The organism is Rossellomorea sp. NPDC077527, from assembly GCF_044542955.1.
Lineage (GTDB): Bacteria > Bacillota > Bacilli > Bacillales > Bacillaceae_B > Rossellomorea > Rossellomorea aquimaris_E.
Window position 1 is genome coordinate 477,906 of sequence record NZ_JBITVL010000001.1, and the last position, 13,469, is coordinate 491,374.

Annotated in this window: 13 protein-coding genes; 9 read left to right on the forward strand and 4 right to left on the reverse strand. The window is 47.2% G+C overall.

Annotated elements, in window-relative coordinates; all coding sequences use genetic code 11:
- Positions 1-53: 53 nt before the first annotated feature.
- Positions 54-2,270 (reverse strand): catalase/peroxidase HPI, encoded by a 2,217-nt coding sequence (gene katG, locus ACIGG7_RS02400; RefSeq protein ID WP_397548641.1) that lies wholly within the window; start codon positions 2,268-2,270, stop codon positions 54-56.
- Between the two features lie 288 nt (positions 2,271-2,558).
- On the opposite strand from katG, the gene ACIGG7_RS02405 reads away from it, so the two are divergent.
- Positions 2,559-2,966 (forward strand): Gmad2 immunoglobulin-like domain-containing protein, encoded by a 408-nt coding sequence (locus ACIGG7_RS02405; RefSeq protein WP_397548642.1) that lies wholly within the window; start codon positions 2,559-2,561, stop codon positions 2,964-2,966.
- Between the two features lie 16 nt (positions 2,967-2,982).
- Here the strand turns inward: ACIGG7_RS02405 and ACIGG7_RS02410 are convergent, their stop codons facing one another.
- On the reverse strand, positions 2,983-3,261 hold the full coding sequence (locus ACIGG7_RS02410) for a YczF family membrane protein (RefSeq protein ID WP_397548643.1): 279 nt from the start codon (positions 3,259-3,261) through the stop codon (positions 2,983-2,985).
- Between the two features lie 86 nt (positions 3,262-3,347).
- On the opposite strand from ACIGG7_RS02410, the gene ACIGG7_RS02415 reads away from it, so the two are divergent.
- From ACIGG7_RS02415 to ACIGG7_RS02440, 6 genes are all read left to right on the forward strand, one after another.
- Positions 3,348-4,967 carry a spore germination protein gene (locus ACIGG7_RS02415; RefSeq protein WP_397548644.1) on the forward strand — a complete coding sequence of 540 codons (1,620 nt, stop codon included), beginning with the start codon at positions 3,348-3,350 and terminating at the stop codon, positions 4,965-4,967.
- A complete protein-coding gene (locus ACIGG7_RS02420; protein ID WP_397548645.1) occupies positions 4,957-6,171 on the forward strand; it encodes a Ger(x)C family spore germination protein in 1,215 nt (404 codons plus the stop codon). Before ACIGG7_RS02415 ends, ACIGG7_RS02420 begins: the two co-directional genes overlap by 11 nt.
- Before the next feature lie 21 nt (positions 6,172-6,192).
- Positions 6,193-7,293, forward strand: a complete 1,101-nt coding sequence (locus ACIGG7_RS02425; protein WP_397548646.1) for a GerAB/ArcD/ProY family transporter — start codon at positions 6,193-6,195, stop codon at positions 7,291-7,293.
- An 80-nt stretch (positions 7,294-7,373) separates the two neighbouring features.
- Positions 7,374-8,081: a DNA alkylation repair protein gene (locus ACIGG7_RS02430; protein ID WP_397548647.1), complete on the forward strand. Its 708-nt coding sequence runs from the start codon at positions 7,374-7,376 to the stop codon at positions 8,079-8,081.
- A gap of 115 nt (positions 8,082-8,196) precedes the next feature.
- On the forward strand, positions 8,197-8,568 hold the full coding sequence (locus tag ACIGG7_RS02435) for a YciI family protein (protein ID WP_397548648.1): 372 nt from the start codon (positions 8,197-8,199) through the stop codon (positions 8,566-8,568).
- 135 nt (positions 8,569-8,703) lie between these two features.
- Positions 8,704-9,768, forward strand: coding sequence for a pectinesterase (locus ACIGG7_RS02440; RefSeq protein WP_397548649.1), 1,065 nt, complete (start codon positions 8,704-8,706; stop codon positions 9,766-9,768).
- A 107-nt stretch (positions 9,769-9,875) separates the two neighbouring features.
- Here ACIGG7_RS02440 and ACIGG7_RS02445 read toward each other — a convergent pair whose 3' ends face one another.
- Both ACIGG7_RS02445 and ACIGG7_RS02450 read right to left on the reverse strand, forming a co-directional pair.
- Positions 9,876-10,745 (reverse strand): zinc-dependent metalloprotease, encoded by an 870-nt coding sequence (locus tag ACIGG7_RS02445; protein ID WP_397548650.1) that lies wholly within the window; start codon positions 10,743-10,745, stop codon positions 9,876-9,878.
- A 423-nt stretch (positions 10,746-11,168) separates the two neighbouring features.
- Positions 11,169-12,002, reverse strand: coding sequence for a YitT family protein (locus tag ACIGG7_RS02450; protein ID WP_397548651.1), 834 nt, complete (start codon positions 12,000-12,002; stop codon positions 11,169-11,171).
- 176 nt (positions 12,003-12,178) lie between these two features.
- On the opposite strand from ACIGG7_RS02450, the gene ACIGG7_RS02455 reads away from it, so the two are divergent.
- Complete coding sequence (locus ACIGG7_RS02455; protein ID WP_397548652.1) at positions 12,179-12,658, forward strand: RNA polymerase sigma factor; 480 nt, start codon at positions 12,179-12,181, stop codon at positions 12,656-12,658.
- A gap of 2 nt (positions 12,659-12,660) precedes the next feature.
- Positions 12,661-13,344, forward strand: a complete 684-nt coding sequence (locus ACIGG7_RS02460) for a zf-HC2 domain-containing protein (RefSeq protein WP_397548653.1) — start codon at positions 12,661-12,663, stop codon at positions 13,342-13,344.
- Positions 13,345-13,469: the final 125 nt, after the last annotated feature.

The following is a 13,469-nucleotide window of genomic DNA, read 5'->3' on the forward strand; positions in this document are numbered from 1 at the left end:
CTACTATAAAAGAAAAAACACGCCTCATCCCACAGGACAAGGCGTGACACTCACTATCTCAAATCAAACCGATCCGCATCCATCACTTTCACCCACGCGGCAACAAAATCACGGGCGAATTTCTCTTGATTATCATCCTGTGCATATACTTCCGCAAGGGCACGTAAAACAGAATTCGAACCGAAAACAAGGTCAAAGCGTGTAGCCGTTCTCACGACTTCACCCGTCTTGCGGTCGCGGCCTTCGTATTCATTGAATCCGGTTGGTTTCCACTCAATGCCCATATCCAACAGGTTCACGAAGAAGTCGTTGTTTAATGTACCGACCCGGTCTGTGAAGACACCGTGCTTCGAGTCGCCGTGGTTGGCGCCAAGGGAACGCATGCCTCCGATGAGGACGGTCATTTCCGGTGCAGTCAAACCAAGAAGCTGTGATTTATCCACCAGCATTTCTTCCGGGCTGACGGCGAATTCCTGTTTCTGATAGTTACGGAATCCGTCTGATACCGGCTCCAGTACACCGAAGTTCTCGACGTCGGTCTGTTCGGCAGTGGCGTCACCGCGGCCAGGTGAGAACGGTACGGTTACGTCGAAGCCAGCATCACGAGCGGCTTTTTCAATCCCCGCGTTTCCGCCTAATACGATCAAGTCCGCTAGGCTGACTTTTTTATCAAGCTTGCTTTGAAGATCTTCGAACACACCCAGGACTTTTTCAAGCTGAGCCGGTTCGTTCGCTTCCCAATCTTTCTGAGGAGCTAAGCGGATGCGTGCCCCGTTTGCGCCTCCGCGCATGTCGGAACCGCGATAGGTAACGGCGGATGCCCAGGCTGTTTTTACGAGCTCACTAACCGTTAAGCCAGTATCTAAGATCTTTTCTTTCAATGAAGCTACTTCACTATCTGATAGATCGTAGTCCACGGCTGGAACGGGGTCTTGCCAGATTAATTCTTCATCCGGAACTTCTGGACCCCAGTATCTTGCTTTCGGCCCCATGTCACGGTGAAGAAGCTTGAACCAGGCGCGTGAGAAGGCGTCTGCGAATTCGTCCGGATTCTCGTGGAAGTGACGGGAGATTTTTTCATAATCCGGGTCCATACGGAGCGCCATATCCGCCGTTGTCATCATCGTTTTCACTTTGATGGATGGATCTTCAGCATCCGGCGCCATATGTTCTTCCGTCATGCCGACCGGAGCCCATTGGGATGCACCAGCTGCGCTCTTTGTTTTCTCCCACTCGTATCCGAATAGAAGGTCAAAGTAGCCGTTGTCCCATTTCGTCGGGTTCGTTGTCCAGGCACCATCGACACCACTTGAAATCGTGTCGCGGCCTTTTCCGCTTCCGTATGAGCTGATCCAGCCAAATCCTTGATTTTCGATATCTGCCGCTTCCGGATCTTCGCCGACAAGGGAAGCGTCTCCGGCTCCGTGTGATTTACCGAATGTGTGACCGCCTGCGACAAGGGCGACGGTTTCATAGTCGTTCATCCCCATGCGTCCGAACGTGTCGCGGATATCACGGGCACTTCCTAGTGGATCCGGCTCTCCGTTCGGGCCTTCCGGATTGACGTAGATAAGTCCCATCTGGACGGCTGCTAATGGATTTTCAAGCTCGCGGTCACCTGAATAACGGTTGTCGGCGAGCCACTCTTTTTCATTTCCCCAATACACATCTTCTTCAGGATGCCAGATGTCTTCGCGTCCAGCTCCGAATCCGAATGTCTTCAAGCCCATGGATTCAAGGGCGACGTTACCTGTAAAGACGAGAAGGTCCGCCCAGGAGATTTTGTTCCCATACTTTTGCTTGATCGGCCATAACAGGCGGCGGGCTTTGTCCAGGTTGACGTTATCCGGCCAGCTGTTTAATGGTGCAAAGCGCTGTGAACCTGACGAACCACCTCCGCGTCCGTCCGTTTCACGGTATGTACCTGCCGCGTGCCATGACATACGGATGAAGAATGGACCGTAGTGACCATAATCGGCCGGCCACCAATCCTGACTGTCTGTCATCAGATTGTGAAGATCCTGCTTCAGGGCATCGTAATCAAGCTTTGCGAATTCTTCCTTGTAATCGAAGTCTTCTCCCATCGGGTTGGATTTCCGGTCGTGCTGGCGAAGAATGCTGAGGTTGAGCATGTTCGGCCACCAGTGTTTGTTCGTCGTACCTCCAGGAGCTGTCGTCGTCGTGATGGCACTGTCCTTGTGATGAGTGAAAGGACATTCTCCAGATGCTGCTGAGTGATCCTTTTGATCAGGGCGATTTTGGTTTTCCATTACGATTCACCTTCCTGTTTTAAAATGATGGACAAAGCAACTACCACATAAATAGTGTGATAATTATAATAATTCTTAATTATCATTATAAAAGATTAGAATGTTTATTGAAAGCGTGAAGCTTCCAAGGATGGTGAATTTTAACATGGTGTTAACAAATCGAGATTTTTAGACGCGTTGAGCCTGGCCGGAAGAGCATGATTGTATATGGAATGGAATACTAGTTAAGTAGTACTCCTTATAAAATGTCCTGTATAAGTGTGTTTTATAACATAAAAAGGGGGCGGAATGATGAAGGGATGGGTTTTGATTTTAGCTGTAGCTGTTAGCCTGGCTGCTTGTAATCTACAACCACCTGGAAAGGGGAAACCAGTGGGGACCAAAGACGTCATAGAAGAAAATCCAGTCGCTTATGCAAATGATTCCTTTAAAGAGGTAGTCGTCACTCAATCTGAAGATGAAATCATTGTAACAGGGAAGGCCAGAGTATTTGAGGGGGTTTTTCAATACGCTCTTTATAATGGAGAAATCGTGTTGGCAGAGGATCACTACCAAACTGAAGGGGCACCTGCCTGGGGTGAATTTACCCTTACGTTTAAAAATGACTTGGTCACCAAAAATGAAATGAAACTTGAGTTGTTTTTCTACTCGGCAAAGGATGGGGCGAAAACGAATATCTTGGAAATTCCATTTTAGATGAGCTGTGTGCAGCTCATCTTTTTGTGTTTGCTTTCTTCTTTTTATAAAAATCATACCCAATCCCCGTGAAAAAAAGGAAAAGTAGTAAATAGAGCACGAACAACTCGGCTAATTCCATCACTCGAAAGGGACTGAAGGCATTTTGCCATGCTTTCGAAACATCATATCCCTGTAGAAGGTCGAGACCCATGGAAAACGCCGTTAAACATCCCATCATTAAAAAGGTAATGCCCATGATTTTCATGCCGATCACACTCCTGCTATTAGGTTCTTCTCTTAGTGGGTGGTTCATACTTCTCTTCCTTTTGTTAAAAATTACATAGAAACCCCGGATATGGTTAAAGTAATAAAAAAAGTAGAAGAAGGGTGCTATCACTTATGCCTTCGTTCTTTAAAGGTAGGAAACCAAAGAAGAACCAACAGCCGGATTCTGAGCCAGCATCCGGGCACTCTGAAGACCATATACAGGAGTCCTTATCCGCTAATCTTGAGTTCATCAAACAGAAAACAGGAAATAGTTCAGATGTTGTCATTCGTCATGTGAAAATGGGGGAGAAGTCCACCATTCAAGCGGCGATCGTTTATATTGAAGGAATTGTGGACGATCAATTCATTCAAGAGTTCTTGCTGCAATCGATGATGAAAGATGAGCATAAAGAAACACTGAACGAGCACGATGCATTGGAAGTGATTTCAGATAACATGATGACCGTTGGACACGTGTCATCTTTTGATACATGGGTGGATCTGTTTCATTACTTAATGGAAGGGGACACCGTTGTTCTGATCGATGGAATTTCAAAGGCTTTACGTGCATGCACGAAAGGCGGGGAAACGAGGTCCATTTCAGAATCGACCACTCAAATGGTGGTCCGCGGTCCGAAAGGGGCCTTTACAGAGACGATCGCGACCAATACCGCCATGGTACGCCGCATCATCAAGTCCCCTGATTTATGGATGGAGTCCTTCAAGGTGGGGCGCGTCACGAAGACAGATGTGAACCTGATGTACATACATGGCATTGCGAATGATCAAGTGGTCAAAGAGGTTCGTGAGCGGTTAAACAAGATTGATATCGACAGCATATTGGAATCAGGCTATATCGAACAGTTGATAGAAGATCAAACGATGACCCCGTTTCCGACTATTTTTAATACGGAACGGCCTGATGTTGTTGCAGGGAATCTGTTTGAGGGACGTGTCGCCATATTTGTGGATGGAAGTCCATTTGTGCTGATTGCCCCTGCTGTGTTTATTCAGTTCTTTCAGTCGGCGGAGGATTATTATGCCCGCTTCGATATTGCGACGTCGATCCGTCTGTTACGGATACTGATGTTTGCGATTTCACTGATTGCCCCTGCGACCTTTGTGGCCGTCACCACCTTTCATCAGGAAATGGTGCCGACGACGCTCATTGTCGCCATCGCCGCTCAGAGGGAGTCCGTCCCCTTCCCTGCATTCGTGGAAGCCCTCCTGATGGAAATCACGTTTGAGATCCTGCGGGAAGCAGGGATTCGATTGCCGAAAGCGATTGGATCCGCCGTATCGATTGTAGGGGCACTTGTTATTGGGCAGGCGGCGGTTCAAGCGAGCATTGTGTCACCGGCGATGGTCATCATCGTATCGATGACGGCGATTGCAAGCTTTGCGACCCCATCGTTTGACATGGCAATTTCTGCCCGTTTGATCAGGTTTTTGTTCATGATTGGGGCTGCCACATTTGGTTTCTACGGTATCATCTTGATCTTCCTGATGATGGTCGTTCATTTGTCCAGTCTGCGTTCCTTTGGTGTGCCCTATATGGCGCCGCTTGCTCCATTCATCCCCGTCAATAATAAAGATACCTTTGTACGATTACCGTGGTGGACGTTAAGACAACGACCACGGTTAATGAGTGCGAATACAACAAGGCAAGGGACGCAGCAAGGTCCGAAGACGCCTGCATCCCGTAAAATGGTCAACCGGGGTCGGAAGGAGGGTGGCAGCAATGGGTCGTAGTAAAGGGATGATTTTCTTCATCATGATGACCGTGACTGTTTTGCTTTCGGGCTGTTGGAGTAAGAAAGAACTGACCGACCTTGCCATCGTATCCGCGATGGGGGTGGATAAAACAGAAGATGGAAAATATGCCATGACCCTGCAAATCATCAATCCCGGGAACGTCGCCGGGGGGATGCATGGTTCACAAAGTCCGCCCGTTTCCATCTATTCGGCAACCGGGGATAATCTAGTGGAAGCAAGCAGGCGTGCCTCGGGCAAAATTTCCCGCAGGTTATATTATGCCCACGCGAATCTCGTGGTGGTGGGAGAGAATCTTGCCAGAGAAGAAGGTGTAGCGAAAATCATCGATGCCATCGACCGAGATCATGAATTTCGGATCACGACGACCATGGTGATTGCGAATTCTTCTACCGCAGAAGATCTGCTTAGAACGTTAACCCCGATTGATAAAATTCCAGCCAATAAAATTCTAAAAGCATTGGAATTCTCCCAAAAGAAATGGGGTCATAGCTTGAAGACGTCAATTCAGGACGTGATGAAGGGATTGCAATCATCCGATGGGGCTACGGTGGTATCGGGGTTTCGTCTTGTAGGAGATCCGAAGCGAGCCAGCCAGTTGGACAATATTCAGGAAAGTGAGCCGGAATCCACACTCGAAGCCAGTGGCATCGCCATTTTGAAAAAAGGAAAACTAGTGGACTGGGCGTACGGCCAAACGGCGAGAGGAACGGTATGGATTAAGGATGAAATCCAGGGTACAGACATCAACATTGATTGGAAAGAGCATAAAGAGGCTATCGCCTATCAAACGATCCGCCAGAAAACAACCGTGTCCGGGCAAATGAAATATGGTCAGCCTCATATTTCCGTTCATACGAGGGTGGAAGGAAGCATAGGGGAAATGAATGTGCCTCTTGATATCACGGATGTAAAGATCATTTCGAAGATGGAAAAAAAGTTGGAGAAAAAGATCAAAGGGGAAATCAAGCAAGCCATTGAACAAGCTCAGGCAAACAAAGCCGATGTCTTTGGCTTTGATGATGTTATCCGGCGTTCTGCACGGGATGATTGGCAGAAGCTGAAGCCGATGTGGAACGATGTGTATTTTCCGGAATTAAAAGTGGATGTAAAAGTGGAAGCGTACATTCGTCGTGCCGGCCTCAGAAATAAATCGTTTCTTTCGAGCTTGGACGAAGAGTAAGAGAAAGGAGGGACCAGTAAAGTGGAAAAGGCAAAAATCAGCAGTATTCAGCTCTTTGTCTTGATGGTTTTATTTGAAATGGGGAGTGCTTTACTCGTCCCTCTTGCCATAGATGCCAAAAAAGACGCGTGGCTGGCGATCCTGATCGGAATGGTCGTCAGTTTAGTTCTATTGCTCGTCTATCATAAACTGTATTGGTATTACCCAGACCTATTGCCGACAGAGTACGTGCAGAAGATCCTGGGGAAAGTAGCAGGAACGATCCTTGCGCTCCTGTATATTTTTTACTTCATGTATGATGCTTCAAGGGTTCTGCGCGACTTTGGTGAAATGTTATTATCTTCAGCCTATCCGGAAACGCCTTTATTCATTGCCAATGCCCTGTTAATGCTTGTCATCATCTATATGGTTCGAAAAGGGATCGAGGTCATCGGACGATCAGGAGAGCTGCTGTTTATGTTCATGTTTAGCCTTTCGGTCGTTGGATTTATTTTGATCGTCGTTTCCGGTCTGATCGATTTCAGCAACTTGCAACCGGTACTTGAAGAAGGGCTTATGCCTGTCCTGAAAGTCGCCCTTACTCAAACCTTATATTTCCCGTTTACAGAAGTTATTGTTTTCACGATGATTTTGCCGTACTTGAATAATCCAAAGAAGGCGAAGTTGACGATGATGTGTGCAACAGGATTAAGTGGAATCAATTTGATTCTGACGATGCTCATTAATATCAGTGTCCTTGGTGTGGATTTGACGGCACGTTCCCAATTTCCCCTGCTCAGTACGGTTCAGACGATCCAGGTAGCCGATTTTCTGGAACGGCTGGATGTCTTTTTCATGCTTGGTTTAGTCATCGGTATTTTCTTTAAGATCAGTATTTTGTTTTACGCGGCCGTCATCGGGACCTCCAGCTTATTCAAGGTTCAATCGCCTTCTAGATTGGCTTATCCCCTAGGGCTGATCGTTCTATTTATCTCGATGTCGATTGCGAGTAATTTTCAGGAGCATATCCATGAAGGAATGAAGGTAGCCATGTATGTCGTCCATTTGCCTCTTCTTGTCATCTTTCCGATCCTCCTTCTTCTGATTGCGTTCGTGAAAAATAGGAAAAAAACAACCGGGTAAACTTTCTATAAAATAGAAGGGACAGTAGAATGGAGAGAGAATACATAAATAAGAAGGATTAAATAAAGGAAGTGGATAGGATGGATCTGGAAACGGTGATGGGGGAGCTCGAAGCCCTCGGGAAGGAACGATCGAAGAAAATGTACATATCAAATGGTGCCCATGAGCCGGTGTTTGGCGTCGCGACGGGTGCCATGAAGCGGATAGCGAAGAAAATCAAGAAAGATCAGGCGCTCGCAGAAGAACTGTATGCTACAGGGAATTACGATGCCATGTACTTTGCCGGCATCATCGCCGATCCGAAAGAGATGACAAAAGCAGACTTCGAACGCTGGATCGAAGGTGCCTACTTCTACATGCTATCGGACTACGTAGTGGCGGTGACACTCTCAGAAGCCGATATCGCTCAAGAAGTGGCCGATCAGTGGATCGCAAGCGGGGAAGAGCTGAAAATGTCAGCAGGATGGAGCTGCTACTGCTGGCTCCTCGGAAGTCGGAAGGACGAAGAATTTTCCGAAACAAAGCTTGACCATATGCTCCAGAAAGTGAAAGACACCATCCATGATGCACCGGAACGGACGAAATCCGCGATGAATAACTTCGTCACGACCGTAGGGGTATCCTATGTTCCCCTTCATGAAAGAGCCCTCCAGACAGCAAAGGAAATCGGACCGGTTGAAATGGTGCGGGAAGGAAAGAAGAACAGTGTCCTGAAGGCTGCTGATGATATTGAAAAGCAGGTGGAGAAGGGACGGATCGGGTTTAAGAGGAAGTATGTGAGGTGTTAATAAAGACGGATATGCTTATTGGTAAAAGCAGATCCGTCTTTTTAATAGAGGGTCACCGGCACAGGGCGTCGAATGGTATGAGGAGAAGAAAAGGAATAGAAAAGGAGAGAATTCTATGAAATTCCTATGTATCGGCTATTATAATGCGCAGAAGATGGATGCAAAACCAAAGGGAGTGATCGAGACAGTCATGTCAGAATGTGGACCACATCTTGATACATTTTACAAGACGGGTCAAGTGTTGCTGGACGTGGGCGTGGAACAAGGTGAGAAACAGGTAAGGAGAAACAGTGGGCAGGTGAAGGTGACAGCTTCACAAGAGGACGGAGAAAAGATCGGCAGTGTGTTCATTCTTGAAGCGGTGAACTTGGAAGAAGCGATCCGGGTAGCGTCCCTGCATCCATCGGTCCAAGTGGAAGCGGGGGAGGAGTTCGGCTGGAGACTTGAAGTCCACCGTGTCCATACTTATAAAGGAGATCGGAACTGAAAAAACCAATGAGATCCAACAACCTTTGAAAAAATAGGCTTTATTTGAAAAATACCATGGAATTTTGTCCTGTACTAATGGAATGGTCCATGCCTCTATCCCTCTGCTGAATAGAATAGGATAGAGGTGAAAACGATGAAAAAATTTAACGATTACAATTTATTGCCGAAGCTAAGAAAAGGAGGAAGCTTAAATAAAAGTGCAGGCTTACTTCCTCCCGAGAGTTGTGACTTTTTTCCTTATCAAAGTGAGGGTCCACAAGGGCCGCAGGGGCCACAGGGTGAAACAGGACCACAGGGACCCGAAGGATCAGGTGTATTTGAATGGGGGGAACTGGTGATATGGGCAGATTCCAATGCGCCGGGCCCGGGAGATGGGACTCCATCGGATCCGTACACGTCCCTCCAGGCAGCCGTTGATGCCGGAACGAATAGTGCAGAGGCTGTTGCAACCGGGATGAGGGCGAGGGTTATTGTTCTTATCGCCGCAAACTCTGCCTTTAACGAAGATGTGGTCATTCCTCCTGCACGACATGTTCAAATGCTCGGCGTGGGACCGTGGCAACTAGGTGATTCGACTCTGGCCGATTTTGCTTCAGCGGTTCCGAGAAGCATTACCATTGAGACCAGTATTGCAGCTGAACAGGCGTACACGTCCCAGGGACCGGAATTTGTGGCCAGTCCTGTGACAGTGGTGGGTACGATCAACAATGGAACCTCTGTCAGCACGAATTCCAATTACACAGATGGAGCCATCATAAGTGGGGATATCACCTTTCAAAATGTGAACGAGGTCGATCCGGCTACCGCTGTTGAATTTCAACTATTAAATGCCAGGGTAGTCGGAGACATCCAGCAGGCCGGCAACATGAGGGATGTGAACGCGTACCTCTACAGTACCCGGATCAACCGGATGATTCATGACGGGTTAAGGATTCAGCGGATGGTCGAATCCCGGGCAGACGGAGTCATAGCTGTTGCCGCCTATAATCATATTAACGCCACATTGTTCGGGGGCAACGTCACGATCCCTGAGGTGGGAAGTGATCTTCCTCCGGCAGGTATATTCAATAGTGATTTCGATCACATTATTTGGACTGGGGACTTGTTTGTCGATGGGGCCTCCAACTACTTTTTCAACAACAACGGGAATACATTATCAATGGGTAGTACTAAGACGGTGTTGTTTGCGCCTGAATAGTGATGGTACAAGCACGGATATGAAAAGCGATCTTCAGCATGGTGGAAGATCGCTTTTTTTTTGATAAATAAAAACCCCCTCACAAACTTTATGAGGAGGTTCAATCATTAGTTTCCGAACCACGTTTTATGCGCTTCGATTTCGTTGTCGTGCTCTTGATCCCAATAGTCTACTTGATACGAATAATCATAGTTCATAATACACTGTATTCCACTGCCCTGAGCGTCATGACCCGCACCGTAGTTGTGGGAGAATTCGTGCTGTGCCGCATGCCATGTGTTCTCGGCTCCTTGATCAAGGTTGACACTGATGGCACTTCCGTTAGGTGCAGAAGGGTACACGTATGCGATACCGCCTGAATTGAAGTTCACATCACGTGTGAAGCCTGCCACGAAATCATAGCCGTTTCCGTTAAAGTCGCGGTCAAGATCCTGCAAGATTTCAGAGGCGCTGTTTCCGTTAGAGTCCCATTGTGCAAAGGCTTTAATTTCAAAATCAATGCCGTGATCACGCGTGAAGCCGTCATCCGCTTTCTCAACGATATTCGTCGTCAGCGTCTGCCAATCAGGATGCGCCGCGCGGTATTCTTCATCCACGGCTACGAGTACTGTAACGGTGCGGTCTGTTGTCGCTGCCGGCTCCTCGGTTCCAGTTCCGGTACCGCCTCCTCCAAGCCAGTCGAACAAGCCGAATAATTCTTCAGAGGATGGATCTTTTTCCTTCGACTTTTTAATGGATTTCTCCTTGATTTTCTTCCCTTTTTCATTCAAAACATCCGCGGTCGTATTGCTCTCAACGCGGGAGGGGACGTCAAATGTCTGCTTCCTTTTTGTTTTCGCTTTCGGCAGCACATGTCCGATTTCCACCGTGTTCCCTTGGGAATCGGTGATCGCTGTCTCAGTCGATGCACTTGTCGCATTCGGTAAGAATGTCATGGATAAAGCTAAAGATAATGTAAGTAGTCCGGTTTTCTTCATGTGATGATCCTCCTAATATGTACTAGCCTGGCCGGGCAACTATTAATCTATCATAAAAAACTCCCAGTATCCTGAGGGTTATTGTAAAGATTTCCTCTTCAGAAGGGGAGGTTAGACTCATTTTTTGTTAAAAAGGTGTAAATGGAAGGATTGAAAATGTGGATGTGCCAAGGGGACAGGTCCTGTGGACTACATAATGGGGGAGGGCGAGATATTCGATATAGAGATCATATCTATGAAAATAGAGTTTCCCCATAAATCTAGATAAAATGATACTAGAAGCTGATCATAAATAAAAGGAGAGGGTCATGGACAGGTGGTTAAACCAGTGAAATAGCTTCTTAGAACGAATCGAGTTCAAATTATACTAAAAAAAAGACATCCCGCGGTACGGCAATCCGACCACGGGACATCCCCTGCTTCTTACGTCTTCGGAAACGTAAATCCTTCCCCAAATACATCCCGCACATCGTGAACGACGACGAATGCTTTCTCATCGATCTGCTGAATCATTTTTTTCAGTAGGAAGAGTTCCTGCTTATTGATAACCACATACAGAATATCCTTCGATTCCTTGGAATAATGTCCTCTTGCATTGATGACGGTCACCCCGCGGTCCATTTCGGCACTCACTTTCTGCGCGATGGCATCGGTATCCAGTGAAATGATCGTGACCGCCTTTCGTGTATCGAAACCATCGATCAAATAATCGAGGATTTTCGTGCTAATATAAATGGAGATCCCGGTGTACATCGTGTTCTCGATTCCAATGACGAACGAAGAACCAAGTACTACAAGGATATCGAACACGAACATCGTCGTGCTGACGGCCCAGCCAAAATGCTGATTGAGCATGCGGGCAATGATGGTCGAACCGCCCGTCGTACCACCTGAACGAAGCACAAGGCCGAGCCCGAGCCCGATGAACACACCGGCAAAAACGGTGCCGAGCATGATGTCGACGGAATGCCCCATTCCTTCTGTCAAATGAATGAAGAGGGACGTAAAGAAGATGGCGAGCATGGTGTACCATGTCACCCGTTTATTTAATACCTTATACCCGATGGCGAGCAGGATGCCGTTCATGACGAAGTTGGTGATACCCGGCGACCATCCCCATACATAATAAAGGGTCATGGAGATCCCCGTCACGCCGCCTTCCCCAAGCTCATTCGGGATCGCAAACAAATTGACCCCGAGGGCGAAGAATAAGGAGCCAATAATAATCAATGTCATTTCTTTCGCTGTCGTATTCATATCATCACTCCATTCTCGTTGAATACTAGGATACTATAGCACATGGGTAGCCGGGGGGACAGGTCCGTTGGTGCTTTTTTTGAGGTGGTGGGACAAGGGACCTGTCCCTCTGTCCCGAATTTTTTTTGTAACAAAATCACACAAGCTTAGTCTTACATAGGAAAGGAGGCAGGCGGGTGATAGAGTTTGAGAGAATCTATGAGCAGTACTTTCGGGAACTGTACGCGTTTGTACTCTCCTTGAGCCGGGATGAGAAGCTGGCGGAAGAGATCACGCAGGAGACGTTTTTCAAAGCATTGAAGAGCATGGAACGGTTTCAGGGTCAGTGCAAGATGAGTGTGTGGTTGTGCCAGATCGCCAAGAATACTTACTTCACCCATCACTCCAAGCAAAAGCGGTATGCTCCGGAAGAGATGACGGACCGCTCTGGCGACATCGTCATCGAAGAGCTCATGGAACGAAAAGAAGAGGCATTCCGTGTTCATCAAGCCCTGCATGCCTTAGCGGAGCCGTACAAGGAAGTGTTCACCCTGCGGATCTTCGGGGAACTATCCTTCCGGGAAATCAGCGAGCTGTTCGGGAAAACGGAAAGCTGGGCAAGAGTCACGTTTCATCGTGCCAAACAAAAAATTCAGGATGCAGTAAAGGGGGAGTGAGGATGCGTGACGTACCATGTCAGATCATTGAAGATGTATTGCCACTTTACGTGGATGACGTATGCAGTGAAGAAAGCAGGAAGATGGTAGAAGAGCATCTTGCCCAGTGCGAACAGTGCAAGATGAAGTGGGAGCGGATGAAAGCGGATCTTCCCATCCCGGAAAAAAAGGAAATGGATGCAACGGCGGATGAACGTGTGATTAAAGGAATGGCATCCACGTGGAGAGCGGGAAAGAAGAAATCGTTTATGAAAGGTATCTTTATCTCTGCCCTGTCTATTACGTTTCTACTTCTCGTCTATGTCGGTTTATTTCGATGGCAGATTACAAGTGTACCGGCAGACAAAGTGGAAATCAGTGATGTCAGTGAAACGGAAGACGGCAAAATTATGTATCACTTGAATATCGATGATGGATACAGTGTGAATACATTGAAGTACAGCATGGACGATGACGGGAACTTCTACATTACGGCGAAGCGTCCGGTTATGAAGGAAGAAGCACAGCAGCCATTTGCCCTTGAAAAAGGGTATGATTTTATCGATGTTCCTGATCAGGAAAATACCCGGGGGCAGAAGATCAAAGCGATCTATTTCGGAACGGCGAAGGACAAAACGCTGATTTGGAAAAAGGGGATGGAGCTTCCTGATGCGAGTGAGGAAGTAAAAGAGAGGTTTGGATTTTAATAGAGAAGAGCCACAGGGACAGATTCTGTGGTTCTTTTTTTTGTAAGTGAAAATATGTCCACTTGTCAACGTATCAACCAATTATTAACAATTTCGTCACAGTTAATCATTTAATTAGAAAATAA

What these genes read in the sequence shown, in the direction of transcription:
- katG (WP_397548641.1), bottom strand. Translation starts at nt 2,270, where the DNA reads ATGGAAAACCAAAATCGCCCTGATCAAAAGGATCACTCAGCAGCATCT.
- ACIGG7_RS02405 (WP_397548642.1), top strand. Translation starts at nt 2,559, where the DNA reads ATGATGAAGGGATGGGTTTTGATTTTAGCTGTAGCTGTTAGCCTGGCT.
- ACIGG7_RS02410 (WP_397548643.1), bottom strand. Translation starts at nt 3,261, where the DNA reads ATGAACCACCCACTAAGAGAAGAACCTAATAGCAGGAGTGTGATCGGC.
- ACIGG7_RS02415 (WP_397548644.1), top strand. Translation starts at nt 3,348, where the DNA reads ATGCCTTCGTTCTTTAAAGGTAGGAAACCAAAGAAGAACCAACAGCCG.
- ACIGG7_RS02420 (WP_397548645.1), top strand. Translation starts at nt 4,957, where the DNA reads ATGGGTCGTAGTAAAGGGATGATTTTCTTCATCATGATGACCGTGACT.
- ACIGG7_RS02430 (WP_397548647.1), top strand. Translation starts at nt 7,374, where the DNA reads ATGGATCTGGAAACGGTGATGGGGGAGCTCGAAGCCCTCGGGAAGGAA.
- ACIGG7_RS02435 (WP_397548648.1), top strand. Translation starts at nt 8,197, where the DNA reads ATGAAATTCCTATGTATCGGCTATTATAATGCGCAGAAGATGGATGCA.
- ACIGG7_RS02440 (WP_397548649.1), top strand. Translation starts at nt 8,704, where the DNA reads ATGAAAAAATTTAACGATTACAATTTATTGCCGAAGCTAAGAAAAGGA.
- ACIGG7_RS02445 (WP_397548650.1), bottom strand. Translation starts at nt 10,745, where the DNA reads ATGAAGAAAACCGGACTACTTACATTATCTTTAGCTTTATCCATGACA.
- ACIGG7_RS02450 (WP_397548651.1), bottom strand. Translation starts at nt 12,002, where the DNA reads ATGAATACGACAGCGAAAGAAATGACATTGATTATTATTGGCTCCTTA.
- ACIGG7_RS02460 (WP_397548653.1), top strand. Translation starts at nt 12,661, where the DNA reads ATGCGTGACGTACCATGTCAGATCATTGAAGATGTATTGCCACTTTAC.